General features: G+C 70.4%; 28 protein-coding genes. 22 read left to right on the top strand and 6 right to left on the bottom strand.

All coding sequences use genetic code 11. The features are described 5' to 3' along the window. Positions 1–31 precede the first annotated feature (31 nt). Together ACWF7A_RS13605 and ACWF7A_RS13600 are read left to right on the top strand one after the other, a co-directional pair. Entirely contained in the window at positions 32–466 is a 435-nt protein-coding gene (locus ACWF7A_RS13605; RefSeq protein WP_452250752.1) for a cupin domain-containing protein, read from the top strand. Continuing rightward, a complete protein-coding gene (locus ACWF7A_RS13600; RefSeq protein WP_452250751.1) occupies positions 463–795 on the top strand; it encodes a LuxR family transcriptional regulator in 333 nt (110 codons plus the stop codon). Before ACWF7A_RS13605 ends, ACWF7A_RS13600 begins: the two co-directional genes overlap by 4 nt. A 39-nt stretch (positions 796–834) precedes the next feature. Here the strand turns inward: ACWF7A_RS13600 and ACWF7A_RS13595 are convergent, their stop codons facing one another. Then, entirely contained in the window at positions 835–2559 is a 1725-nt protein-coding gene (locus ACWF7A_RS13595) for an L-aspartate oxidase (RefSeq protein WP_452250750.1), read from the bottom strand. Between the two features lie 111 nt (positions 2560–2670). Between ACWF7A_RS13595 and ACWF7A_RS13590 the strand changes: the two genes are divergently transcribed. Next, positions 2671–3267, top strand: coding sequence for a phosphoribosylanthranilate isomerase (locus ACWF7A_RS13590; RefSeq protein ID WP_452250749.1), 597 nt, complete (start codon positions 2671–2673; stop codon positions 3265–3267). Positions 3268–3427: 160 nt separating this feature from the next. Here the strand turns inward: ACWF7A_RS13590 and ACWF7A_RS13585 are convergent, their stop codons facing one another. Continuing rightward, positions 3428–3790, bottom strand: a complete 363-nt coding sequence (locus ACWF7A_RS13585) for a DUF4406 domain-containing protein (protein WP_452250748.1) — start codon at positions 3788–3790, stop codon at positions 3428–3430. A 49-nt stretch (positions 3791–3839) separates the two neighbouring features. On the opposite strand from ACWF7A_RS13585, the gene ACWF7A_RS13580 reads away from it, so the two are divergent. Next, positions 3840–4580 carry a DeoR/GlpR family DNA-binding transcription regulator gene (locus ACWF7A_RS13580; protein WP_452250747.1) on the top strand — a complete coding sequence of 247 codons (741 nt, stop codon included), beginning with the start codon at positions 3840–3842 and terminating at the stop codon, positions 4578–4580. 2 nt (positions 4581–4582) lie between these two features. Here the strand turns inward: ACWF7A_RS13580 and ACWF7A_RS13575 are convergent, their stop codons facing one another. Then, complete coding sequence (locus ACWF7A_RS13575; RefSeq protein WP_452250746.1) at positions 4583–5725, bottom strand: HEAT repeat domain-containing protein; 1143 nt, start codon at positions 5723–5725, stop codon at positions 4583–4585. Between the two features lie 49 nt (positions 5726–5774). Here ACWF7A_RS13575 and ACWF7A_RS13570 point away from each other — a divergent pair, with 49 nt between their 5' ends. The 8 genes from ACWF7A_RS13570 to ACWF7A_RS13535 all read left to right on the top strand — a co-directional run bounded on the left by ACWF7A_RS13570 (position 5775) and on the right by ACWF7A_RS13535 (position 13478). Beyond that, positions 5775–7136 (top strand): cytochrome P450, encoded by a 1362-nt coding sequence (locus ACWF7A_RS13570; protein ID WP_452251146.1) that lies wholly within the window; start codon positions 5775–5777, stop codon positions 7134–7136. Beyond that, entirely contained in the window at positions 7133–7351 is a 219-nt protein-coding gene (locus ACWF7A_RS13565) for a hypothetical protein (RefSeq protein WP_452250745.1), read from the top strand. The genes ACWF7A_RS13570 and ACWF7A_RS13565 overlap by 4 nt, the downstream gene beginning before the upstream one ends. After that, positions 7309–8358 (top strand): alpha/beta hydrolase, encoded by a 1050-nt coding sequence (locus tag ACWF7A_RS13560; RefSeq protein ID WP_452250744.1) that lies wholly within the window; start codon positions 7309–7311, stop codon positions 8356–8358. Before ACWF7A_RS13565 ends, ACWF7A_RS13560 begins: the two co-directional genes overlap by 43 nt. Before the next feature lie 144 nt (positions 8359–8502). Then, entirely contained in the window at positions 8503–10221 is a 1719-nt protein-coding gene (locus ACWF7A_RS13555) for a S8 family peptidase (protein ID WP_452250743.1), read from the top strand. Between the two features lie 68 nt (positions 10222–10289). Next, on the top strand, positions 10290–10931 hold the full coding sequence (locus ACWF7A_RS13550; protein ID WP_452250742.1) for a hypothetical protein: 642 nt from the start codon (positions 10290–10292) through the stop codon (positions 10929–10931). 16 nt (positions 10932–10947) lie between these two features. Beyond that, positions 10948–11850, top strand: a complete 903-nt coding sequence (locus ACWF7A_RS13545; protein ID WP_452250741.1) for a LysR family transcriptional regulator — start codon at positions 10948–10950, stop codon at positions 11848–11850. Positions 11851–11919: 69 nt separating this feature from the next. After that, the gene (locus ACWF7A_RS13540) at positions 11920–12915 is read left to right on the top strand and encodes a YeiH family protein (protein WP_452250740.1); all 996 of its coding nucleotides are present in this window, start codon (positions 11920–11922) and stop codon (positions 12913–12915) included. A gap of 29 nt (positions 12916–12944) precedes the next feature. Further along, positions 12945–13478, top strand: coding sequence for a cysteine dioxygenase (locus tag ACWF7A_RS13535; RefSeq protein ID WP_452250739.1), 534 nt, complete (start codon positions 12945–12947; stop codon positions 13476–13478). On the opposite strand, the gene ACWF7A_RS13530 is transcribed toward ACWF7A_RS13535, so the two are convergent. Next, positions 13465–14079, bottom strand: coding sequence for a TetR/AcrR family transcriptional regulator (locus tag ACWF7A_RS13530; protein WP_452250738.1), 615 nt, complete (start codon positions 14077–14079; stop codon positions 13465–13467). The two genes, ACWF7A_RS13535 and ACWF7A_RS13530, sit on opposite strands and share 14 nt — an antisense overlap. A gap of 74 nt (positions 14080–14153) precedes the next feature. On the opposite strand from ACWF7A_RS13530, the gene ACWF7A_RS13525 reads away from it, so the two are divergent. The 8 genes from ACWF7A_RS13525 to ACWF7A_RS13490 are packed head-to-tail and all read left to right on the top strand — an operon-like array spanning position 14154 to position 21330. After that, complete coding sequence (locus ACWF7A_RS13525) at positions 14154–14819, top strand: 3'(2'),5'-bisphosphate nucleotidase CysQ (protein ID WP_452250737.1); 666 nt, start codon at positions 14154–14156, stop codon at positions 14817–14819. After that, positions 14816–15703, top strand: a complete 888-nt coding sequence (gene cysD, locus ACWF7A_RS13520; RefSeq protein WP_452250736.1) for a sulfate adenylyltransferase subunit CysD — start codon at positions 14816–14818, stop codon at positions 15701–15703. Before ACWF7A_RS13525 ends, cysD begins: the two co-directional genes overlap by 4 nt. After that, positions 15703–17478 (top strand): adenylyl-sulfate kinase, encoded by a 1776-nt coding sequence (gene cysC / locus ACWF7A_RS13515; RefSeq protein ID WP_452250735.1) that lies wholly within the window; start codon positions 15703–15705, stop codon positions 17476–17478. The genes cysD and cysC overlap by 1 nt, the downstream gene beginning before the upstream one ends. Positions 17479–17537: 59 nt before the next feature. Further along, positions 17538–18593 (top strand): DUF1214 domain-containing protein, encoded by a 1056-nt coding sequence (locus tag ACWF7A_RS13510; RefSeq protein ID WP_452250734.1) that lies wholly within the window; start codon positions 17538–17540, stop codon positions 18591–18593. Further along, entirely contained in the window at positions 18590–19738 is a 1149-nt protein-coding gene (locus tag ACWF7A_RS13505; RefSeq protein ID WP_452250733.1) for a sulfotransferase family protein, read from the top strand. The genes ACWF7A_RS13510 and ACWF7A_RS13505 overlap by 4 nt, the downstream gene beginning before the upstream one ends. After that, complete coding sequence (locus ACWF7A_RS13500; protein WP_452250732.1) at positions 19738–20517, top strand: SDR family oxidoreductase; 780 nt, start codon at positions 19738–19740, stop codon at positions 20515–20517. The genes ACWF7A_RS13505 and ACWF7A_RS13500 overlap by 1 nt, the downstream gene beginning before the upstream one ends. Then, positions 20514–20972, top strand: a complete 459-nt coding sequence (locus ACWF7A_RS13495; protein WP_452250731.1) for an SRPBCC family protein — start codon at positions 20514–20516, stop codon at positions 20970–20972. Before ACWF7A_RS13500 ends, ACWF7A_RS13495 begins: the two co-directional genes overlap by 4 nt. Before the next feature lie 43 nt (positions 20973–21015). Then, positions 21016–21330 (top strand): hypothetical protein, encoded by a 315-nt coding sequence (locus ACWF7A_RS13490; protein ID WP_452250730.1) that lies wholly within the window; start codon positions 21016–21018, stop codon positions 21328–21330. Positions 21331–21333: 3 nt separating this feature from the next. On the opposite strand, the gene ACWF7A_RS13485 is transcribed toward ACWF7A_RS13490, so the two are convergent. Beyond that, positions 21334–21969, bottom strand: coding sequence for a TetR family transcriptional regulator (locus tag ACWF7A_RS13485; protein WP_452250729.1), 636 nt, complete (start codon positions 21967–21969; stop codon positions 21334–21336). 72 nt (positions 21970–22041) lie between these two features. Between ACWF7A_RS13485 and ACWF7A_RS13480 the strand changes: the two genes are divergently transcribed. Together ACWF7A_RS13480 and ACWF7A_RS13475 are read left to right on the top strand one after the other, a co-directional pair. Beyond that, positions 22042–23256, top strand: coding sequence for a cytochrome P450 (locus tag ACWF7A_RS13480; protein WP_452250728.1), 1215 nt, complete (start codon positions 22042–22044; stop codon positions 23254–23256). Further along, positions 23253–23447 carry a ferredoxin gene (locus ACWF7A_RS13475; RefSeq protein ID WP_030475674.1) on the top strand — a complete coding sequence of 65 codons (195 nt, stop codon included), beginning with the start codon at positions 23253–23255 and terminating at the stop codon, positions 23445–23447. Before ACWF7A_RS13480 ends, ACWF7A_RS13475 begins: the two co-directional genes overlap by 4 nt. A gap of 37 nt (positions 23448–23484) precedes the next feature. On the opposite strand, the gene ACWF7A_RS13470 is transcribed toward ACWF7A_RS13475, so the two are convergent. After that, positions 23485–25098: a serine/threonine-protein kinase gene (locus ACWF7A_RS13470; protein WP_452250727.1), complete on the bottom strand. Its 1614-nt coding sequence runs from the start codon at positions 25096–25098 to the stop codon at positions 23485–23487. Between the last annotated feature and the right edge of the window lie 33 nt (positions 25099–25131).

Raw genomic sequence — 25131 nt, 5'->3', positions numbered from 1 at the left:
CAAAACGAAGTGCTGCGTTGTCTTTTCTGACATGAGCCACGAACACAGCCATCACCTGGACAACCCCGACAAGAGCGGTCCGCCGCCGGACATCGAGGTCATCGGGACCGTGCCGGGCGCGCCGCAGATCCCGGACGGCGCCGAGGCCATGACGATCCTCGTGACGCTGCCGCCGTCGAGCCCGGGAGCGCCGCCGCACCGCCATTCCGGCCCCGCGTACGGCTACGTCGTCAAGGGCGCCATCACGTTCGAGCTGGAGGGCGAGCCGGAACGGGTCGTCCGCGCGGGCGGGACGTTCTGGGAGCCGGGCGGCGACGTCATCCACTACCAGGACGGCAACCACCTGGAGGACGAGGAGTCCGTCTTCGTCGTCACGATGTTCTGCGCACCCGGCCAGCCGATGCTGACCGTGGTGGAGCCGGACGAGCTGGAGGCGCGCAGGCACCTGCGGGCGCCGCGACCGTGAAGACGTCGCTGAACGCGTTGGCGCGCAACCACGTCGACCTCGCCCGTGAAGCTTCGAGCGGGCGCAGCGCCGCGACGGTCCACGGTGGACACGCGGCGGCGTTGCGGCAGACGGTGATGGCGTTGCGCGCGGGTGAGCACCTGCACGAGCACGAACACCCCGGCGAGGTGACCGTGCAGGTGCTGCTGGGTCGCGTGCGGCTGGTGGCCGGGCCGGACTCGTGGGACGCGCTGCCCGGCGACCTGCTGACGCTGCCGGAGAGGCGGCATCGGGTGGAAGCGCTGGAGGACAGCGCCTTTCTGTTCACCACGGCGTTGCGGCTGCCGTGACGAGGGGGCGGTTCAGAAGTGGACCGCCCCCCTTCCCGGTCACTCGACCAGCTTGCCGGCGGTGTCCACGTCGCGCATCAGCGCCGCGATCTCGTCCGGCACCGCGGGGATCTCCTCGCGCTCGACCCGGCCGGGACCCGACCAGACGAGGTTGACCTGCTGCGCGGGGTCCATGTCCGGGAAGTCGGACCGGTTGTGGCACCCGCGGGTCTCGCGGCGTTCGAGCGCGCACTCCAGGGTCGCGCGGGCCGAGAGCGCCGACGACAACAGGTCGAAGGCGTGCGCGAGGTCCTGGAACCCGGCGAGGTCGGGGTGCACGCCGACGTTGCGGATGCGCTCCTCGAGGTCGTCCAGCTCGGCGAGTCCCTTGCGCAGCCCGGCCTCGTCGCGGACGACGCCCGCGTGCTCGGTCATGGTGTTGCGCAGGGCGCGTTGCAGGGCGCGGACGTTCTCCGGGCCGTCGGCGGCGAGCAGTCCGTCCACTTCGGACCGCGCCTCGGCGAGCGCCTCGTGCGAACGCTGTTGCGCACTCAGGGAAGCCGAGTACTCGGCCGCGGCCTCACCGACGATCCGGCCGTACACCAGCAGTTCGATGAGCGAGTTGCCGCCGAGCCGATTGGCGCCGTGCAGGCCGCTGGACGCCTCGCCGATCGCGTACAGGCCGTCCACGCCCGTCGAGTGGTCCGCGGGCGACACCCACACGCCGCCCATCGAGTAGTGCGCGGTCGGGGCGATCTCGACGGCCTCCTGCGTGATGTCCTTCATCTGCAGTTCCAGCAACGTCTGGTAGACCCTGGGCAGCCGCTGCATGATCTGCTCGCGCGGCAGGTGCGACACGTCGAGCCACACCCCGCCGTTCGGAGTGCCGCGCCCCTCCTTGATCTCGGTGTACGCGGCGAGCGCCACCCGGTCGCGAGTGGACAGTTCCTTGCGCTGCGGGTCGTAGCGGGCCATGAACCGCTCGCCCGCCGCGTTCGTCAGGATGCCGCCCTCACCGCGGGCGGCCTCGGACACCAGCGTGCCGGCCGCGTTCTCCGGTTCGATCAGGCCGGACGGGTGGAACTGCACGAGCTCGGGGTCGCGGATCCTGCCACCCGCGCGCACGGCCAGGCGAAACGAGTCACCGGTGTTCTCGTCGCGGCGGCTCGACGTGCGGCGCCAGATGCGGGTGTGGCCACCGGCCGCGAGGATCACGACGTCCGCGTGGAACACGTACCGCTTGCCGGTGTTCAGGTCGAACCCGTACGCGCCGAACACCACGTTGTCCCGCACCAGGATCCGCGTGATGTAGCAGGTGTCGTGGATCGGGACGTTCAGCTGCGTGGCCCGGTTCACGAGCGTGCGCTGGATCTCCAGGCCGGTGTAGTCGCCCGCGAACGAGGTGCGGCGGAACGTGTGCGCGCCGAAGAACCGCTGCGAGATGCGTCCGTCGGCCTCACGCGCGAACGGCATGCCATAGCGTTCGAGGTCCTCGATGCCACGCGCCGCCTGCTCGGCCACGACCCGCACGATCTCCGGGTTGGCGAGGAGGTAGCTCTCCTTGATGGTGTCCGCCGCGTGCTGCTGCCACGTGTCGGCCGGGTCCATCGTCGCCAGCGCGGCGTTGATGCCGCCGGCGGCGAGCGCGGTGTGCGCGTCGGCCTTGGGGCGCTTGCCGACGACCAGGACGTCGACGCCTCGCTCGGCGAGCTCGATGGCGGCGCGCAGTCCCGCGCCACCGCTGCCGATCACCAGAACCGATGTGGCTATCTGCTGTTCAGTCATCGCGGCCTCCGTTGCCCGTCTCTTCCATTAAGTAGGACCGGACAGCGCGTCGGCTTGTGACTGTTAGCTGCGTGACAGTGCGTTCGTGGCCACATCAGTAGGATCGGTGGTGTGTTCGTGAAGCTCTGTGGACTGCGCACCGAATCCGACGTGGCCGTGGCGGTGGAGACCGGAGCCGACGCCGTCGGTTTCGTGCTCACCACCAGTCCCCGGCAGATCGACGTCGACCTGGCGCGCAGGCTCGTGGCGGAGGTGCCGGACCACGTGCTGACCGTCGCCGTGGTGCGCGGCATCACGGCCGCGGAAGCCGGTGAGCTGGCGCTGAAAACGGGCGTGCGCGCGTTGCAGCTGCACGGCGACTACCCGAAGGAAGCCTTCGAAGAGCTTGCGCCCCTTCCGTTCGGGCTTGTCAGGGCGACGGCGCTCGGACCCGGCACCGACGTGCGCACCGGGGCGTTCGGCGAGGAGCTGCTGCTGATCGACTCCCCCGTCGCGGGGTCGGGCGAGCAGTGGGACATCACGCGACTCGCCGAGAACCCGCCGACCGGCACGTGGATGCTAGCGGGCGGGTTGTCACCGGAGACGGTCGCCGGGGCGATCGACGTCGCGCGGCCGTGGGGAGTGGACGTGTCCAGCGGGATCGAGTCGAGCCGCGGCGTGAAGGACCACGGCCGGATGCGCGAGTTCGTCGCCGCCGCACGCGGCTAGGCGCTGTCCTGCAAGTCTCGCTGGGCGGCAGTAGCGGCCGAGGGCTCCGGAGGCGGCACCGCCGCAACGCCCGAATACGCCCGGTATGAGGGCGTCGCGGCGGCACCACCTCCGGGTCTCTCACCCGCGCCTGTCACCGAACGAACTTGCAGGACAGCGCCTAGGCCGCGCGGTAGCCGGGGACCTCCTCGACCCGGTGGTAGACGGGCAGTCCGCGCTCGCGGGCGATCCGCACGTCCTCGTCCGCGCCGGTCGACTCACCGGGCAGTCGCAGCACCGCCTCGCAGTGCTCCAGCAGGCGTTCGGCGGTCGGGTACAGGATCTCCTGCGCGATCGGGTCGGCCGGTGAGCTGCCCCCGGCGCCACGCAGCACCGGCAACGCCACCCACTCGCCGATCATCGGCACGTGCCCGCTGCGGAAGAGCGGCCAGGCGGCCTCCTCCAGTCGTGCGAGGTTGCGCGCCATCAACTCCGGGTCGTCCCCGGTGCCGGAGCGGTAGGGCCCTGCGATCAGAATCAGCATGCGTCCGACCATAATGTGCAAGACTCGGCAAAAACAAGGAGAAACGTGCATGCTGGCTGCCCAACGCCGTGACCTGCTGCTCGAACGACTGCGCACCGACGGCCGGATCGTCGCCAAGGACCTCGCCGCCGAAGTCGGCATCTCCGAGGACACGATCCGCCGTGACCTGCGTGATCTCGCGGCGGCGGGCCTCTGCCAACGCGTGTACGGCGGCGCACTGCCCGTATCCCCCGCCATCGCCGACTACGCCACGCGGCAGGGCGTGCAGATCGATGGCAAGCAACGGGTCGCACGAGCGGCAGCCGCGTTGATCGAGCCGGGCAGCACGGTGATCCTCGACGGCGGCACGACCACCCTCGCCGTCGTGCGCGCGCTACCACTCGACCTGCACGCCACGGTCGTCACGCACAGTCCGACGATCGCGAGCGCGTTGGAAGAGCATCGGGACGTGGACGTCTACGTGATCGGCGGGCGGCTCTTCAAACACTCGATGGTCGCGTGCGGTGCGGCAGCCGTGGAAGCCGCACGGGGCGTGCACGCCGATCTCTTCTTCCTCGGCGTCACGGGCGTGCATCCCGAAGCAGGTCTCACGACCGGTGACGCCGACGAGGCCGCCATGAAGCGCGCGCTCGCCCACCAGGCCGCGGACACGTACGTGCTGGCCAGTTCGGAGAAGATCGGCACGGCGTCACGGTTCTCCGTACTGCCGTTCGGCGAGGTCGCCGGCGTGATCACGGACGCGGACAACGAGGTCGTGCGCGCGTTGGAGGTGCCCGTCGTCCAGGCCTGACGTCAGAGGACGACCTGTAGATAACCCTTGGGAGAGCCGTAGGTTCGGCCGCACTGGGTCAGCGCGAGCACGCCGTGGCCCTCGACGTCGCCCTCGAAGTAGCGGGGGTTGACCGACAGCTCCTCGGCGACGTCGGTGGCGTAGATGTCGTCGAGATCCTCGTTCTCCTCGCTGAGGTCGTGCGGCAGGCACCAGCCGTCCTCGACGTCGAGCGCGCCGATCTGCTCCTCCTCCTTGAACGCGTCGTAGTAGCGGACGATCTCGCCCTGCCGCGCGACGCACCACGCCGTCCAGCCGTCACCGCAGCTCTCGCCGTAGTAGTGCGCCTCGCCGAAGACGGCGCTCAGCACCGCGCAGATCTCCGTGACCGGACGGGTTCCGTGCTCGAACGGCTCGCCGAACACCAGCGTCCAGCCGTCCCACGCACCCGTCACGTACACCCTCGCGCACCGGACGTGCTCGCTGTCCTTCGACCACGCGTGGTGGTCGTTGTTCCAGGCCTGCGCGCCCAGCACCTTGGTCACCGGCACCGGGTCCCGCAGTCCGCAGACGCCGAGGACGGCCGCCTGGTCGTCGGTCCTGATGGCGTACCAGCCGCCGCACAGGTGCATCTCGTCGACGCTGTACATGTCGTCTTCGAGCTTGGAGCCGATGAACCGGTCGACCACCTTGCGGTCCTCGGGCGAGAAGCCGTCGGGTCCGGCGACCTCGGCGATGCCGACCAGCGCGCCCCGGCGCAGCGCGCCTTGGGCCGTGCGACGGGTTTCGCGCAGCAACGGCAGCACGTCCGGGCCCATGGTCCCGAACGCCCACAACGCTTCCCGTTGTGCGTAATGGTCTTCGTCGGCGAGAAGCGGCAGGAGTTCGCGCGCGTACCTCAGCGCCTCCTCGCCCCGGAACATGCTCGCCGCTGCCTGGCGGATGAGGTGATGCGGGTGCGCCAGCAGACCGACGTAGACCTCGTCGTCCGCCTTCACCAGGGAGAACACCCGGTAACCCTGCCGCACGACCCCGCTGTCCTGCGACGTGGTGATCAGCTCCACCAGCTCGCCGAACGTCGTGATCGCCTGCTCGCGCGCGAAGTCCTCGACCTCGGTCCGCCAGCGGTCGTCGTCCCTGCGGTCGAGCAGCGCCCGGATCTTCATGGCGCGGCAGGGTACTCGGTGGTCCCAAGTGGACTTCGCGTTCGACCGGATGGCCGAGACCTTGACTCGCGACGGCGCACTGGGCACGCTGCGAACCGTGACGAGCCTGGCTGAGCAGCACGTCAAACCGGCGGTGCGCTGGAGCATCGGCCACGCGTTGCCGCGGGCCGTCCTGCGCCTCGCCGCCCGCCGCGGCGACCTACAGGGCCGCATCACCGTCGAGGCGTCCACCGGCGCCGACCTGACGGGCCTGTTCGACGAGATCCGCGCCCGCGGCCCGCTCGCGGCGACGAGGATCGGCCACACCACGACGCGACACGAGGTCGTGAGGGCGGTCCTGTCCGACGACGCGTTCGTGACAGCGCGCCCGCGGTTCGGCGCCGGCATCCTCGGCAAGCTCGCCGCGTGGTCCGCGACCGACGTGATGCACCCGGTCCAGCCGCCGTCGCTGCTGGCCGTCGAACCCCCGTCGCACACCCGGTACCGCAAGCTCGTCACCCGCGTCTTCACTGCCCGTGCCGTCGAACAACTGCGCGTGCGCACCCAGGAGATCGCCGACGAGCTGCTCGACGGCCTCGACCCGTCCAACCCGGTCGACCTGATCGAGAACTACTGCGGGCTGCTGCCGGTCACCGTGATCAGCGAGATCCTCGGCGTGCCACCGCAGGAGCGTTCGACCGTCCTGTCGCTCGGCGCGGCGGCCGCGCCCAGCCTCGACCTCGGCCTGTCGTGGCGGGTGTTCCGCGAGGTCGAGACAGGCCTGAACGCGTTCGACGCCTGGCTCTCCCGCCACCTGGACGCGTTGCGCGCCACCCCGGGCGACAACCTGCTGAGCCGCCTGATCACCGCCCGCGAGGACGGCGAAGGCCTCTCCGAACGCGAGCTGAAGGCCACCGCGGGCCTGGTGCTGGCCGCCGGCTTCGAGACGACGGTCAACCTGCTGGGCAACGGGATCTCGTTGCTCACCAAGCATCCCGAGCAGCTGGAGCTGCTGCGAGCGCAACCGTCGTCGTGGGGCAACGCCGTCGACGAGGTGCTGCGGTACGACCCGCCGGTCCTGCTGACGGGCCGCCTGTGCGCCCGCGACACGACAGTCTCCGGCGTGGCGATCCGGCGCGGCCAGCTCGTCACGACGGTGCTCGCCGGCGCCAACCGCGACCCGGACGTGTTCGAGAACCCGTCGGCGTTCGACGTGAGCCGCCCGAACGCACGCGACCACGTGTCGTTCGGCGCCGGCCGCCACTACTGCCTCGGCGCCCAGCTCGCGCGCATGGAGGGCGAGATCGGCCTGCGCACGATCTTCGACCGCTTCCCCGGCCTGGCACCGCTGCCCGGCGCGCGCCGCCGTCCGACCCGCATCCTGCGCGGCTTCGAACGCCTGCCCACGAGCCTCACCACGATCGGCGGGTGAGCACGGACTCCGCCGCGCGCATCCTCGACGCCGTCCTCACCCTGTCCCGGCACGAGTGCGCGAAGCGGGCGGCGGACGTCGGCGTGATCCAGAACGGCATGTGGCGCACCGGCCAGCTATGGCCGGTCTCCTGGCCTGGTCCTCCCACCAGCCGCAACGGCACGATCAACCCATGTCAGCCCGATTGCGCGTGCTCGCCGCCCTCACCACCGTGATGGCGCTGTCCAGTCCCCCGGCCCACGCCGACGAGGCACCACCGCACCTCACCGACGGCTTCGGCCTCACCGTCACGAGCCAGCCGAGGTGGGTCGACGACCACCACCGCACCTTCGTCTTCAGCGTGTCCACGAACCAGGTGCCGACGCCGACCCTGCTGGAGGGCCAGCAGCCCGGCCGGCACGCCGTCGTCGTCACCCTGCCCGAGGACTACGGCAGCACGGCCGAGCGCTACCCGGTCCAGTACTACCTGCACGGCCACCCCGACCGGCCCGACGCGGCGTGGAACCAGCGCGTGGTCGAGAAGGCGACCGCGGGCAAGGACCTCATCACCGTGCAGCCCAACGGCAGTGGCCGCGGCTGGTACTCGAACTGGGTCAACCCCGGTGCCGCGGGGCCGCAGAACTGGGAGACGTTCCACCTGGAGCAGGTGATCCCGTTCGTGGACGCGAACCTGCGCACCCGGCAGGACCGGGCGAACCGGGCGATCGTCGGGCACTCCATGGGCGGCTTCGGGGCGTTGCACTACGCCGAGCACCGGCCCGACCTGTTCAGCCACGTCGGCAGCTTCTCCGGTGGGCTCGACCTGCGGAACTCCGAGATCCGCGCGGCCATCACCTCGACCATGGTCAGCCCTGGCTCGGGCACGCCGACGGTGAACGCCGACGCGGTGTTCGGGTCGCCGTTCTGGCCGTTCGACGGGGTGTGGAACGCGCAGAGTCCCGCGCACAACACGCACACGCTGCGAGGCATGGGCATCGCGCTGTACACCGGCAACGGTGGTGACCTGACGGTCAACCCGATCCAGGCCTTGCTGGAGAACCGGGCCAGGGAGACGACGCTGGTGACGGCGGCGAACCTCCAGGCCAACGGCATCCCCTTCCAGCTGCACGACTACGGGGACGGCAGCGGGTGGGCGCCGGGCTGCAGCGGGAAGCACGCGGACGAGGCGTGCGTGCAGGCCGACATGAACCACTTCGTCGGTCTCCTCGCGCCCCACGCCTGACGTGCGACGTTCGTCGTGAGCCGAACGGGGCATTTCTGAGAACAGGCGTCCCGAATCGCGCCCGACCTCCTCTATTGACCTGACGGGCCCCTGCACCCGCGCGAAGTGCGCGGGCATCGCCCGCTGAGCAAGTTGGAGGAATCCGTGTTCCTGGGTTCACGATCTCGCCTGCGCACCGCGGTCATCGCCGCGGCCGTGGGCGCCGGTGTGCTGACGGCGGCCACCCCCGCCGCGGCGGCACCTGCCGCGGGTACGCGTTCTTACCTGGTCATCACGGCGCCGGGGGCCACCTCCGGCGCCGCGTCGGCCGTGAGCAGCAACGGTGGTTCCGTGTGGACGAGCTATGACGCCATTGGTGTCATCGTCGCGCACTCCGGTGCCGCTGACTTCGCCACCAAGATGCGCGCTGTGTCCGGTGTGCAGAAGGTCGGTGCCACCCGCACCACGGACGTGCCGGCCGAGTCGGCCACGCCGCCGATTCCCGCGTCTCCTTCCCAGGTGACGCCCCTCAACGGTGAGCCGGTGCGCTCGGACATGACGCAGATCGGCGCCGACAAGGCGTGGGACATCACCCAGGGGTCTTCCAGCGTCACGGTCGGCGTGCTCGACACGGGCGTCGACGACCAGCACGTTGACCTCGCCCCGAACTTCGACGCGGCCAACTCCGCGTCGTGCGCCTACGGCAAGCTCGACACGCGTACGGGTTCGTGGCGGGACACCGACACGCACGGCACGCACGTGGCGGGCACGATCGCCGCGGCCAGGAACAACAAGGGCATGGTCGGTGTCGCTCCCGGCGTGAAGATCGCGTCCGTGCGCATCGCCGAGAAGCCGAGCGGGCTGTTCTTCGCCGAGAACACCATCTGCGCCATGGTCTTCTCCGGTGACCGCGGCTTCGAGGTGACCAACAACAGCTACTACACCGACCCGTGGCTCTTCAACTGCCCGAACAACGCCGACCAGGACGCGATCCTCGAAGGTGTGAAGCGCGCGGTGGCCTACGCCGAGGGCAAGGGCGTGCTCAACGTCGCGGCGGCGGGCAACGAGAACTACAACCTCGCGAACAAGACCACGGACTCCACGAGCCCCAACGACTCCACTCCCGGGCAGCGCACCGTCACCAACGCCTGCCTGAGCGTCCCGACCGAGGTCGCGGGTGTCGTCAGCGTCGCCTCGATCACCTCGAACAACGCCAAGTCGTCGTTCTCCAACTACGGCACCGACAAGATCCACATCGCGGCGCCGGGCGACAGCGTCTACTCCACGGTCCCCGGCGGCCGCTACGGCTCGAAGTCCGGCACGTCGATGGCCTCCCCGCACGTCGCGGGCGTCGCCGCGCTGCTCAAGTCCACCAACCCCACCGCCACCCCGGCGCAGCTCCGCACGTTGCTGGCCACCCAGGCGGACGACCTGGGCTGCACCGACAGCCGTTGCTCCGGCACCACGGCGAAGAACAACTTCTTCGGTGAGGGCCGCGTCGACGCGCTGGCCGCGGTCAAGACCGGCACGCCGCCCGGTGGCTCCTTCGAGAACACCGCCGACGTGGCCATCCCGGACAACGGCGCGGCCGTGACCAGCCCCATCACGGTCACCGGTGTCACCGGCAACGCCCCGGCCACGCTCAAGGTCGACGTCAACATCGTGCACACCTACCGCGGCGACCTGGTCATCGACCTGATCGCCCCGGACGGCACCGCGTACCGGCTCAAGGCGTCGAGCAGCGGTGACGGTGCCGACGACGTCGTGGCGACCTACACGGTCAACGCGTCGAGCGAGGTCGCGAACGGCACCTGGAAACTGCAGGTCAAGGACGTGGCGGCGCAGGACACCGGCTACATCAACTCCTGGAAGCTGACCTTCTAGAACGGCATTCGGAGGAACCTCGGCGCCCACGGCTAACTCTGGTCCCCACCTGCAGCGATAGCAGTGACGTGGAACCCGATCTGTGGTCGTCGGCCGCCGAGGCCCTCGACGAGCACGAACACGCCCTCGTGATGGCACGGCTGGCAGGCACGATCGTCGGCCCCGGCCAGACCGAGAGGCTCGCCAGGGGCGAGCGCGACGTCGTGTTCCTGCTGCCCGACCGGCTGGTGCTCGTGCGGCCCGAACCGTTCTGGACGGGTTCCTACGACCGCAGGCAGATAGTGCGCATCATGCTCGCCGCCGGCCACGTCCAGTTCGACGTGACCGGCGGCGACAGCCTCGAGTTCTGGATCGACACCGACCTCTCCCCCGCCGAGCCGTTCGTCGAGCAGGCCCAGAACTGGCTGGCACCGCGCAAGAGCTCCACGAGCGGCGCGGTCATCGGGTTCGGGCTCGCGATCATCCTGGCGTTCCTGTTCGTCCTCGGACCGGTGGACCTCATGCCGTCGGACGACCGGCTGACCGTCCGGTCGAGCTGCGGCGACTTCCTGCGGGCGGGCCTCGACGAGCAGGTCGAGCTGCTCCGGCGGCTCTTCGGGCAGGTCGGCAGACCCGACGAGGCGGAGAAGCCGATGACGCTCGACGCCTCCCGCCGCCACTGCGGCGAGCACAACGGCGCGACGCTGGACTCGCTCGTCACCGGCAAGTGACCCCTACAGTGCGGACATGTTCGACACCCGCCAGCTCGAGGTCTTCGCGACCGTGGCCAGGACCGGCTCGTTCAGTGCCGCGGCCCGGCTGCTGCACTGCACCCAGCCGGCCGTCAGCCAGCAGATGCGGACGCTGGAACGGCAGGTCGGCGGGCCGTTGTTCGTGCGGACGGGCCGGGGCCTGCACCTCACCGAGGCGGGCCGGATCCTCGCGGAACGCGGGTCGGAGCTGCTCGACCAGCTGGCGACGACCCACCAGCAGGTCAGCGCCATAGCCACGCACGACATCGGCACGATCCGGATCTGCGCGTTCCCGAGTGCCAACGTGTCGCTGGTGCCCGCGGCGGCGGCGATCCTGGCCGAGGAACGGCCTGCACTGCGGCTCGAGCTGGTCGAGGAGGAGCCGCCGGACTCGTTCGCGCTGCTGCGGCGCGGTGAGGTCGACCTGGTGCTGAGCTTCAGCTACCTCGACGAACCGCAGGACGAGGCCACGGTCAACGGCATGCTGAGCGTGCCGTTGCTGCGCGAGCCGCTGGCGTTGCTCGTGCCCGCGGGGCACCGGCTGGCCGGACGGGAGCGCGTCTCGTTGTCCGAGGCGGCGGAGGAACGCTGGATCGCCGGTTGTGTGCGGTGCCAGCGCGCGTTGCACCAGGCGTGCGAGAAGGCCGGGTTCGTCCCGGACATCACCTGCTCGACCGACGACAACCTGGCCATCCAGAGTCTCGTCACCGCAGGTCTGGGCGTCGCGCTGGTGCCGAGGCTGCTGCTGTCGTTCCTCCAGCACCCCGGTCTGAGGGCGGTCGAAGTGGAGTCTGCGGCGCAACGGCTCACCGCGCTGTACACGTGGCCGGACCTCATCCGGCTGCCGATCATGCGGGCCACGGTGGACGCGCTCATCTCCGCGTCGGCCCGCGCATAAGCGGGCCTTATAGGGCTCCAAGAAATGGCTACCTACTGCACATAGCCCGCACTGGTCATCGTTGGTGGCATGGGCATCGTCAGGACGACTCCGCGCACGGACGGCTCGGCGGTGCCCGGCCTCGCGCTGGTCGCGGGCGGTGTCGCGGTCGCGATGGTCCTGTCCTGGCTCTACCCCTCGGTCAGCGCGCTCACCGTCGCGGTGCTGCTCGGCGCCGTGGTGGCCAACGTCGTGACGCTGCCGCAGTCGCTCTCCCCCGGGATCAAGCTCGCCGGCCGCCGCCTGCTGCGCCTCGGCGTGGTGCTGCTCGGGTTGAAGCTGGTCTTCCAGGACGTGCTGAAGCTCGGCTACGAGATCCTGATCCTCGCGGTCGTCGCCGTGGTCGTGACGTTCGTCGTGACGCGCTGGCTCGGGCGGGTGCTCGGGGTCGGCGAGGGTCTGTCGTTGCTCATCGCGACCGGGTTCTCGATCTGCGGCGCCTCCGCCGTGGCCGCGATGAACAGCGTGCGGCAGCAGGACGAGGAGGACGTCGCGAAGGCGCTCGGCCTCGTCACCCTGTTCGGCACCGTCGCGATGTTCAGCCTGCCCGCGCTCTTCCCGCTGACCGGCCTCACGCCCTCGCAGTACGGGGTGTGGGCGGGCGGCAGCGTGCACGAGGTCGCGCAGGTCGTGGCCGCCGCCGGGCCTGTCAGCGGCGCGCTGGCGATCGCCGTCGCGGTGAAGCTCACGCGGGTCGTGCTGCTCGCGCCGATGCTCGCCGCCGTGAGCTTCGCCGAACGCCTGAAGTACCCGACCTCCGGCCAGCGTCCGCCGATCGTTCCCTTGTTCGTCGTCGGTTTCCTCGCCATGGCGGCGGTGCGGGCCACTGGCCTGCTGCCCGACGTCGTGCTGTCCACGGCGACGTTCGTCGACAACGTGCTGCTGGCGGCGGGCATGTTCGCGCTCGGCACGGCGGTGCGCCTGCGTTCCCTGATCCGCTCCGGCCCCGCGGTGCTGCTGCTGGGCCTGCTCTCGACCGCGGTGATCGTCGTCCTGGTGCTGACCGGCACGGTGCTGATCGGCTGATCTCCCTTCCTCAAAGGAGGAACCCGCTCATGACGCACAGCCTGCTCTCCCCCACGGCCACGCTTCTGGTGGGCTCGCTCCGCGCCGCCATCACCCCCGGCGGCGGCGACGCGGCCGTCGCGGCGCGCGTGTCGAGGACACTCGAAGGCCACCTCACCGACCCGTTCCTGCTCAGCGCCGCGCAACGGGAGCCCGACCCGAACGCCTACCGCCAGCACGTCCTGCACGTCGAGCCGGACGGGAGCTTCTCCGTCGTCGCGCTGGTCTGGTTGCCCGGCCAGGAGACCTGCATCCACGACCACGTCTCGTGGTGCGTCGTCGGCACTTACGTCGGCGAGGAGGAGGAGACCACCTACCGGCTGCGCGGCGATCGGCTGATCCCGTTGCGCGTCAACAAGACCCCGGAGGGCGTGGCGTCGTACCTGGTGCCGCCGGGCGACATCCACAAGGTGTGCAACAACTCCAGCTCCGTGGCTATCTCGATCCACGTCTACGGGGCGGACGTCAGCATCCTCGGGACGAGCATCCGGCGGCGGTACGACCAGCCCGTCAGCGGGCGATGATCCCCCGCTCGATCGCACCGGTGGCGAACTCGATCAGCTGAGCCGGCTTGACCCGGTTGATCCGCGCGCCCTGGAGCAGCAGGTCGTCCGCGAGCCCGATCAGCGAGTCCCAGACCCAGTGCGGCAGCGCGGGATCGTCGATCAGCTGCTGCCCGCAGGCCTCGGCGGTCTCGTGCAACGCCTTGGCGAGCGCCTTGAGAGTCTTGCGGTAGTCCTGGGCCGAGCTCGCGACCTCCTTGCCGCGGCGACCGCCGGAGAGCACCTTGGCCTCCCACTGCGCCGCCGACCGCCCGAACCGCCGCCACAGGTCGGTGACCTGTGGTTCGATCTCCCTGAGCACCCCCGCGATGCCCAGTCCGCGGTCCACTCGGGCGAGAGTGCGCTGGAGCTCGTCCAGGCGTCGCTCCATCAGCGCCGCGAAGACGTCCTCCTTGCCGGAGAAGTACTGGTACACGGTGCCGGAGCTGACACCGGCGCCGAGGGCGATCGCGCGCATGGTCAGGCCCGCGTAGCCCTGCTGTTCGAGGAGCAGCTCGGCGGACGACAGGATGTCGCGCCGCCTGCCCTCCGCGTCACCCCAGGCCGTCTGCTCGGTGCTCACGCCGTTCAGCCTAACTTGAACAACGTTCAAAAGCATATTGAACGTTGTTCGTTTTGCTCGCTACGCTCGGGTGCATGGCCGAGACCGATGCGGAACTGGCGAGACGGCTCGCGACCGAGACGGGCCGGTTGCTGGTGAGCGTCAGACCCGGCGACGGTGACCACGTCGCGCAGCTCTTCCTCGCGGCACAACTGGAAGAGCACCGGCCGGACGACGCGGTGCTGTCCGAGGAGGCGCCGGACGATCCGCGCAGGCTGACCGCCGACCGGGTGTGGATCATCGACCCGCTGGACGGCAGCCGCGAGTACGCCGAGCCCGGCCGCACCGACTGGGCCGTGCACGTGGCCCTCTGGGAACGCGGCGACCTCGTGGCCGGAGCGGTCGCCGTGCCCGCGCTGCTCACGACCCCGCGGACCACGCACCGCCGCCCCAGGATCGTGGTCAGCCGCACCCGCCCGCCCGCGTTCGCCCACCGGGTCGCCGAGGCGCTGGGCGCCGTGCTGGTGCCGATGGGCAGCGCGGGTGCGAAGACGATGGCCGTGGTGCGCGGCGACGCGGACGCCTACCTGCACGCGGGCGGCATGTACGAGTGGGACTCCGCCGCGCCCGTCTACGTGGCGCGCGCGGCCGGCCTGCACGCCTCCCGCGCCGACGGGAGCCCGCTCGTCTACAACCAGCCCGACCCGTGGCTGCCCGACCTGCTGATCTGCCGTCCCGAACTCGCGGGGGTGCTCGTGTGAACCACCTCGACCAGCTCGAAGCCGACAGCATCGACGTCTTCCGGGAGGCCGTCGCGGAGAGCGAACGCCCGGTGCTGCTGTACTCGATCGGCAAGGACAGCTCGGTGCTGCTCCACCTGGCGCGCAAGGCCTTCCACCCGTCGAAGCCGCCGTTCCCGTTGCTGCACGTCGACACCACGTGGAAGTTCCGGGAGATGATCGCGTTCCGCGACGCCACGGTCGCGGAGCTGGGCCTCGACCTCATCGTGCACCGCAACCCGGACTGCGTGGCCGCGGGCATCAACCCGTTCGACCACGGTTCCGCGCGCCACACCGACCTGTGGAAGACCCAGGGCCTGCGGCAGGCGCTGGACGAGCACCGCTTCGACGTCGCGTTCGGCGGCGCACGGCGGGACGAGGAAGCCTCGCGTGCCAAGGAAAGGGTGTTCTCGTTCCGCACCGCGCAGCACCAGTGGGACCCGAAGAACCAGCGCCCGGAACTGTGGCGGCTCTACAACACGCGGGTAGCGCCCGGCGAGAGCATCCGCGTCTTCCCGCTGTCGAACTGGACCGAGCTGGACGTCTGGCGCTACGTCGAACGCGAGCGGATTCCCGTGGTGCCGCTGTACTTCGCGGCCCCGCGACCGGTGGTGGACCGCGACGGCGCGCTGATCATGGTCGACGACGACCGGATGCCGTTGAGCGAACAGCCGCGGGTCGAGCTGGTCCGCTTCCGGACCCTGGGCTGCTACCCGCTGACGGGTGCGGTGCGCAGCGAGGCGCGGACCGTGCCGGAGATCGTCGAGGAGATGCGGGGCGCGACGACGTCGGAGCGGCAGGGACGGGTGATCGACCACGACCAGAGCGGGTCGATGGAGCGCAAGAAGCGGGAGGGGTACTTCTGATGGAGCTCCTGCGGTTCATCACGTGCGGCAGCGTGGACGACGGGAAGAGCACGCTGATCGGGCGGCTGCTGTACGAGTCGAAGCTGCTCTACGCCGATCACCTCGCGGCGTTGGAGGCGGACTCGCGCCGGGTCGGCACGCGGGGCGGCGAACTGGACTTCGCTCTGCTGGTCGACGGGCTGGCCGCCGAACGGGAGCAGGGCATCACGATCGACGTGGCGTACCGGTTCTTCGCGACCGAGGCCCGGCGGTTCATCGTCGCGGACACCCCGGGGCACGAGCAGTACACGCGCAACATGGTCACCGGGGCCTCCACGGCCGATGCGGCGGTTCTGCTGCTCGACGCCCGGAAGGGTGTGCTCGCGCAGACGCGGCTGCACGCGCGGATCGCTTCCCTGCTGGGCATCCGGCACGTCGCGGTGGCCGTGAACAAGCTCGACCTCCTCGGGTATTCGCAGGAGGTGTTCGACGAGGTCTGCGGGGCGTTCGCGGAGTTCGCGCGTGACCTGGAGTTCGACGAGGTCACCTGTGTGCCGATGTCGGCGACCGAGGGCGTCAACGTGGTGGGGCGCAGCGAGCTCACGCCCTGGTACGACGGGCCGACGCTGCTGCAGTGGCTGGAGTCGGTGGCCCCGGCCGCGAGACGAGACGTCTCGTCTCGTTTCCTCGTGCAGTGGGTGAACAGGCCCGATGCGACGTTCCGAGGCCTGTCCGGGCGCGTGCTGGCGGGCACCCTGAGACGAGACGAGACGGTCCGTCTCGCCGGCCGGACCACCAGGGTCGCCCGGATCGTCACGATGGACGGCGACCTGGACGAGGCACCGACCGACAAGTCGGTCACCGTCGTCCTGGCCGACGACGTGGACGCGAGCCGGGGCGACGTCCTGGGCGCCGCGGACGATCCACCGGGAGTCGCGGACTCGTTCCAGGCGAAACTGGTCTGGCTGAACGAGACCGGACTGCTGCCCGGACGCCAGTACCTCGCCAAGATCGGCGCGCGCACGGTCGGCTTCACGGCGACCAAGTCGTTGGCGCTCAACGAGATCGGCACGGACAACGTGCACTTCGACGCACCCGTGCCGTACGAGGGCTACGCGACCAACCGCGACCTCGGGTCGTTCATCGTGCTCGACCGGCTGTCGAACGCCACGGTCGGCGCCGGAATGATCGACTTCGCGCTGAGCCCGTCGAACGTGCGCTGGCAGGCGCTCACCGTGGACAAGCACGCCAGGATCGCGCGCAACGGGCACCGGCCGTGCGTGGTGTGGCTGACCGGACTGTCCGGCGCGGGCAAGTCCACGATCGCGGACCTGGTCGAGAAGGCGCTGCACGCCGAGGGCAGGCACACGTTCCTGCTCGACGGCGACAACGTGCGGCACGGCCTCAACTCCGACCTCGGGTTCACCGACGCCGACCGGGTCGAGAACATCCGGCGCATCGCCGAGGTCGCCGCGCTGATGGTCGACGCCGGGCTGATCGTGCTGGTCTCGTTCATCTCGCCGTTCCGGGCCGAGCGGGCGCTCGCGCGGGACCTGGTCGGCGAGGACGAGTTCTGCGAGGTCTTCGTCGACACCCCGCTGGCCGTGGCGGAGCAGCGCGACCCGAAAGGCCTGTACCGCAAGGCCCGCAGCGGTCAGCTGGCGAACTTCACCGGCATCGACTCGCCCTACGAGGCACCCCTGGAACCCGAGGTGCGGCTCGACACGACGGCGTTGAGCCCGCAGGCCGCGGCCGAGGTCGTGCTCCAGCGGCTTCGTGCCCTCGGCGTCTGTTGAACGTTGTCCAAAATCGTGTACGTTCAGCTAGAACACGTTCTAGATTCGGGAGGCATCCGGTGCCGGACGAGGCGTGGTCGCAGTTCTGCCGGGCGTTGGAGAAGGCCGGCGACGTGGTGCTGTCCGACGGGGCGCCGGACACCCCGCTCGACCGCGCGGAGGGCTACCGGTACCTCGCCCGGCTGACGCGCGAGATGCTGTACTCCTGCCTGGACAACGCCGATCCCGACTTCCCGCGCTTCCACGAGCTCGACCTCGTGAAGATCGGCGCGGACAACCCGGACAACGTCTACCTGTCCGCGAACGTGCGCGGTGACCGGACGTACCGGATCACGGGCACCCGCGGCACCATCGCGTACTTCAGCATCGGCTCGAAGGCCAACCGGTACGCCAAGGACGGCACGATGGCGTCGACCGGGGAGCTGTCCGACGCCGACCTGACGATCGCGCCGGACGGCACGGTGGAGATCATCGCGAGCGCCGAACCCCAGCAGGGGAACTGGTTGCCACTCGCTCCCGACTCGACCAGTCTCGTGGTGCGCCAAACGTATCTCGACCGCACGACCGAGGTTCCCGGCCGGTGGCACGTGGAGCAGGTCGGCGGACCGGCCGAACCCGCTCCTCTCACCCCCGAGTTCCTCGCGAAGGCGTTGCAGCGGGCGGCTTTGTCGGTGCACGGCACCGCGGCCACGTTCGCACACTGGACGCGCACGTTCATGGCGCGTCCCAACGAACTACCCGACTTCGGCCAGGAGATGTTCCAGCGGGCGGGAGGCGACCCGGAGATCTTCTACCTGCACGGGTACTGGGTGCTGAAACCCGGTGAGGCGTGGGTGATCGAGACCGACGTGCCGGACTGCCCGTACTGGAACTTCCAGCTCGACAACTGGTGGATGGAGTCCCTCGACCACCGTCGCCGGATCACCGTCAACAAGCACACCGCGTCGCTGCGGGACGGCCGGCTGACGATCGTGGTGGCCGCCGAGGACCCCGGTACCGGCAACTGGATCGACACCTGCGGCCACAGCTCGGGCACGGCGCTGCTGCGCTGGCTCGGCGCGTCCGAACACCCGGTCCCGAAGTGCCGCGTGGTGCCCCTGGAGGAGGTCCGATGACGGTGACGACCGCGCTGAACGTCGCGGAACTGCTGGAGAAGGCCTCGGCCAAGACCGGGCTCACCGAGTTCGGCGACGACTGGTTCCGCGAGCCGCTCGACGTGCTCGTGCACAGCCTCAACACCGAGGCCGCGTTGTCCCCGCTGGGGTTCGAGCTGACCAAGCACCGGCTGACCGCGTTGCTGTCCGACCGGTTGCGGCTGCGCGCGTTGCAGCGGGCGAACCCCGAGGTGCTCGGGGTCGAGGTCCGCGTGGCCGCCGAGATCTGCGGTCTGCCGCGCACCGGTTCGACGTTGCTGCACCGGCTCCTGGCCGCGTCGCCGCAGGTGACGTCCACGCTGTCGTGGGAGGTCGCGTACCCGCTGCCGTTCCCCGGCGAGGGCCCGGACGCGGAGCAGCGCAAACGTCGTGCGCAGGAACGCATGCAGGTGTTCTCGCAGCTCTCCCCCGACTTCGGTGACCTGCACACCGTCGTGTGGGACGGGCCGGAGGAGGACGTGATCCTGCTGGACCGGACGTTCGTGTCGATGAGCTTCGACTCGTTCTACCGGGTGCCCACCTACGGCGACTGGCTGCGGTCTGCCGACCAGCGCTTCGCGTACCGCGAGCTGCGCGAGTGGTTGCAGGTGTTGCAGTGGCAGAACGTCGGTCGTTCGCTGCCGTGGGTGCTGAAGTCGCCGCACCACCTGACCGCGGTCGACACCGTGCTGGACGAGTTCCCCGACTGCAGGATCGTGATGACGCACCGCTCCCCGGTCAACGCCGTGCCTTCGTACGCGTCGATGGTGCGCGCGATGTCCTCGCAGTACAGCGAGAACGTCGATCCCGTCCACATCGGACGGTACTGGTCCGGGAGGTTCGCCACGACGCTGCGGGGTTTCGCCGAGGCCCGGTCGGCGCGCCCGGACCGGTTCGTGGACGTGCGGTTCGCCGACACCGTCAGCACACCACTCGAGGTCGCCCGCCAGGTGCTGGACGCGCTGGGCCTGCCCGCCGGTCCCGCCGACGACGCGGCGTTCGAGGCCTACCTGGCGCAGAACCGCACCGAACGGCACGGCTCGCACTCCTACGCGCCACAGGACTTCGGGCTCTCCGAGGACCGGCTGGCCCGCGACTTCGCCTTCTACTCGGAGGTCTACCTGTGATGCTGCAAGACGAGGTCGTGGTGATCACCGGCGTCGGCCCCGGCCTGGGCTCGAAGCTCGCCGTCCGCGCCGCCGCCGAGGGCGCGAAGGTCGTGATGGCCGCCCGGTCCGCCGACGTGATGAAGCAGGCGGAGAAGGACATCGCCGCCGCGGGTGGCGAGGCCGTCGGCGTGCAGTGCGACGTGCGCAGGCCCGACGAGGTGGCACGGCTGACCGAGACGGCCGTCGAGAGGTTCGGCACGATCACCGGCCTGGTGAACTCGGCGTTCGGGCACCCCGGCTGGTTCGACCTGCTGGAGACGCCGGAGAAGGCGGTCCGCCGGTCGATGGACATCATCCTGTTCGGCGCGCTGAACGTGACGCGAGCGGTGGTGCCGCACATGAAGGCCGCCGGGCGCGGCTCGATCGTCAACGTCGGCACGATGACCACCCGCAAACCGATGCGCGGCGAGGGCGGGTACGCCGTGGCGAAGGCCGCGATGGCGACCGCGACCCAGTTCCTGGCGCTGGAGCTCGGCGAGCACGGCATCCGCGCGAACCAGGCCGTGATGGGGTGGCTCGACGGACCGGGTGTGCGCTTCTACCTGAAGTTCACCGCCGAGGCGCGCGGGATCACCGAGCAGGACGTCTACGACGAGATCGCCGCCCGCAACCCGCTGGGCCGCATCCCGACCGACGACGCCTGCGCCGGAGCGGTGCTGTACCTGTTGTCCCGGCACGCCTCCGAAGTGACCGGTGCCGTGCTCGACGTCAACGGCGGGGAGTACATGCCGGCATGAGCGAGCACCTGATCGAGTCCGTGGTCGTGGAGATCGACGCGCCCGCCGCGTTCGTGTGGGAAGTTCTGCTCGACTACCCGCACTATCCACAGTGGAATCCGTACACCCGGGCGGTCGCCACGACACTGGAGGTCGACTCGCCGATCGACCTGACGCTGCCCAAGCCCGACGGCAGCGACGGCACCTGGGTGAGCCGGGAGTACGTCCGCGTCGTGGAACCGCCCCGGCTGCTGCGCTACGACACCGGGGACACGTTCCCGGGACTGCTCGGGGTGCGCGACCAGGTGATCACGCCGCTGTCGGACGACCGGTGCAGCTACCGGACGTTCGAGACGTTCACCGGCAAGTACGCGGACGTCGTCTTCGCAGCTCAGGGAGAGTACGTGAAGACCGGTTTCGACTCGGTCGCGCACGCACTGCGCAAGCGCGTCGAAGCGCTGGTGGCGGGTGAGTAGTTGTACCGATGCCGCCTCCGACCGGTAGCGGCACTCTCGACGTGTGACCGAAATCGACCGTGGCCGCCTCGCCGCACTGGCCGGGTTCGCCACCACCGCCGTCCTGCTCGTGCTGACCGTCGTCGCCTTCCAGACCAACGCCATGAACTCGTTCGGCTGGCAGGGCGGCGAGTACGCGTACTCGTTCATCTGGATCGCGCTCGGCTCCGCGCTCGCCGGGATCCTCGTCAAGGTGGCCGCGCCCGCACCGTGGCGTTCCGCCGGGACGGGCATGGTGCTGGCCGGCACCGTCGGCGTGGTCGTCGTGATCACGCTGTTCGCGGCGTTCCTGTGGGCGATCTCGAACTTCGCCGGCTAGGACCTAACCGACCGACAGGCCGCGCAAGGCCGTCGCGATCTGCTCGCGATGACCGTCCAGCGCCTCCCGCGTCAGTCCCGCGACCGTCGCCCTGGCGATGTCGTCGGTCGCCACCTTGAGCACCGCGCTCATCGCGGCGGCCTGCACCCGGACGTCGATCGCGTCGGCCGAGCGGCCCAGGCGCCGCGCGAGCACCTCCGCGAGCGCGTCCTCGGCCCGTTCGCGCAGCATCAGGTAGGCGGCGCGCAACGCACGTTCGCCGTGCGTCAGCCGCACGACGGCCAGGACCGCCTCGATGTCCTCGTCGGACGCCACGTCCAGCAGCGGGCTGTAGGCCTCGCGCAGGTGGTCGACCAGTTCGAGTTCGCGTGGCCAGGCCCGCACCACCACGCAGAAGGCGTCGACCATCTTCGCGAGCAGCGGTTCGACGCAGCTCTCCTTGTGCGGGAAGTAGCGCCAGAACGTGCGTTCGGAGACGCCCGCGGCCTGCGCGATCTGCTCCCCCGACGTGGCGGCGACGCCCTGCTCGGCGAAGAGCCGGACCGCGTGGCGGGAGAGGTCGAGGCGCTGACGCTGACGTTGCTCGTCGCTGACCGGCGGCCGGCCACGGCGAGGCTTTTCTGTCGCAACGTCCGTCATCGGGTGATTCAAGCACGTCACCCGCCCGGATCTTTATTGGCACCATCTGCCATTAAGCGCTACGGTCGGTGCATGAGCATTGACGCAGAGCGCCTGAAGCTGCCGTTGGCCAGGCCGAACGTCCTCGATCTCGCCCCGCTCTACGAGGTGCTGCGACGAGAGGCTCCGATCGCGCCCGTGACGACGCCCGCGGGAGACCCCGCGTGGCTCGTGACCCGGTACGAGGAGGTCCGCCTCCTGCTGGGTGACAAGCGCTTCGGCCGCTCCCACCCCGAACCGGACAAGGCCTCCCGCATCTCGACCTCCGCCGTCCAGGACGGCCCGACCGGCGAGTACGCGACCGAGGAGGCCGACCACACGCGCATGCGCCGCCTGCTCACCCCGGCGTTCTCGGCCAAGCGGATGCGGATGCTGGGCGAGAACATGGAGAGGCTGGTCGACGCCTGCCTCGACCAGCTGGTCGCCGAGCACGAGAAGACCGGTGTGGTCGACCTGCACCGCGGTCTCGCGTTCCCGCTGCCCGTCGCGATGATCTGCGGGCTGCTCGGCGTGCCGGAGGAGGACAACGAGCTGTTCGCGTCGCTGTCCGAGCGGATGGCGAGCACCGAGATCGGCGAGGAGGCCCACCAGGCGCGCGAGGAGTTCTTCCGCTACATGGTCGGGCTCGTCGAGGGCAAGCGCGGGCAGCTCGGCGAGGACGTGATCTCCGACCTCGTGCGCGCGCAGGCCGAAGACCCGTCGTTCGACTACGTGCAGATGGTCCGGCTGTGCGTCGGCCTGCTCTTCGCGGGCCACGAGACCACGGTCAACCGCATCGGCCTCGGCGTGCTGTTCCTGCTCACGGACCGTTCCCGCTGGGACGCTCTCGTCGCCGACCCGGACGGCCGCGTCGACGCGGTGGTCGAGGAGGTCATGCGGCTCGGCGCCCCCGGCGACCTCGGCCTGCTGCGGTACGCGAAGGAGGACGTCGAGCTCGCGGGGGTGACCATCCGCGCCGGCGACGCGCTGGTCCTCTCGACCAACGCGGCCAACCGCGACGTGACCGTGTACTCCGACGCGGAGGAGTTCAACCCGGACCGTCCGGAGAGGACACACCTCGGGTTCGGCCACGGCGCGCACTTCTGCATCGGCGCGTCCCTCGCCCGCACGGAGCTGCGGGTCGTGTTCTCCGCGCTCGCCAAGCGCCTGCCGCGGATGCGGCTCGCGAAGGAGCTCGACCAGCTCCAGGTCCGCGCGACGCTCACCGGCGGCGTGGCCGAGCTGCCCATCACCTGGAGGTCGGCGTGAACATCGTGGTGGACCAGGGGAAGTGCGTCGGGGCCGGGCAGTGCGTGCTGGCCGCGGACGACGTGTTCGACCAGCGCGACGACGACGGTCTCGTCGACCTGCTGGACGCGAGCCCGCCCGCGGAGCGCCTGGCCGACGTCCGGCACGCGGCGGCGGTGTGCCCGGCGTCGGCCATCGCGGTCTCGGAGTGAGGTGGGGCCGGACCGGTGGCGCGCGCACCGGTCCGGCTCACTGCTTCATGAGCGGCTCGGTCAGCTTCACGCCGTCCAGTCCGCCCACGAAGCAGTGGATGAGGCGGTCCGAGCTGCGGTACCCGTTCTCCGTCTTCACCTTCCACGCCTCCGCGGTCGGGATGATCACCCAGTACCGCAGGGTCTTCTCCTTGTCCTGCCCGTTCACCTCGGCGGACAGGAACGTCCGCGTGCACTCGGTCCCGCCGATCTTGGTGAGCTGCTCGGCGCCGGGGTACGGCACGTCCTTCTCGATCTCGGTGTTCGCGAGGACGGTGTCGAGCAGCTCGACGTCGTGCTCGGCGTAGCAGCCGACGCGGTCCTTGCTCTGGATCTTCGCGGCGCCCTTCGCGGGCAGCCAGGTGAGGCAGGAGTCGCGGAACGCCATGGACAGCGTGCCGTCCTTCAGGTCGCCGTCGGGGCCGATGGTCAGGACCGGTTGCATGGCGGCGGTGCTCGCGGGGCCGTCCGGCGTGCCCAGGCCCCAGCTGGTGAACAGCGGCTTGAACACGGTGGAGTACACCAGGACCAGCGCGCCGACGAGGAACAGCGGGACGAGCGTCGCCGAGAGGATCAGGCCCACCGGGCGTTTGCGGGGCGGTGGCACGGCTACGGACGGGGCCGGGCCGAACTGGCCGATGGAGATCGGGCCGGACGAGGGCGCGAACGGGCCGCTCCCTGGCCGCGGCACGCTGATCGTCGGCCTGCTGTCGACCACGGGGCCGGTGACCACCGGCGGTCTGGCCGGGTGGAGCTCCGCGACGGCCAGGGCGTGCTCGATCAGCCTGTGCGCCCGTCCGACACCGAGGCGGCGGGCCGGATCGGGCTCCATCAGGCCGGTGATCAGCTCGCCGAGCGGACCCGTCACGCGGGGCACCGGGCGTTCGTTCATCACCGCGAGGATCGTCGCCGAGGTGGTCGGGCGGTCGAACGCGCCGCGACCCTCCACGGCGAAGAACAGCGTGGCGCCCAACGCCCACAGGTCCCACGCGGGTGAGGCCTCGCCGCCCGCGAGGCGTTCCGGGGACATGTAGGCGGGTGAGCCGATCAACGTGCCGGTCGCGGTCAGGCGGGGGTCGTCGAGCGACTGGGCGATGCCGAAGTCGGTGAGCTTCGCGGTGCCGCGGCCGGGCACCATCACGTTGCCGGGCTTGACGTCGCGGTGCACGACGCCGGACGAGTGCGCCGCCTCCAGCGCGCCGAGCAGCTGCCGGGCCAGCGTGGCGGCCTCGCGCGTGCCGAGCGGTCCGTCGAGGTCGACCGACTCCTCCAGCGTCGGGGCGTTGATCAGCTCCATCACGATGAACGTCTGGTCGTCCTCGGAGATGAGGTCGTAGACGGTGACGACGGCGGGGTCCTGGAGACGGCTCGCGATGCGTGCCTCGCGCAGCACCCTTTCCTGGTACACGGCGCGTTCCGCCGCCGGCACTCCCCCGGGCAGCAACAGTTCCTTGACTGCGACGTCGCGGCCGAGGACGGTGTCCTCTCCCAGCCACACGGCCCCCATGCCGCCCCGGCCCAGCTCGCGGACCAGCCGATAGCGTCTGTTGCCCACCTCGCGCATGCGCGGAAGTCTGTCACCCGGTCCGGTGACGTACACCGGCAGCGTCATCTGACGGGCGCGACCGCCGGAAGGCCCCGCCTA

This window comes from Lentzea sp. NPDC055074 (assembly GCF_053608005.1).
Note: the sequence above shows the minus strand (reverse complement) of the source record. Positions and strands in the feature narration are given on the sequence as shown.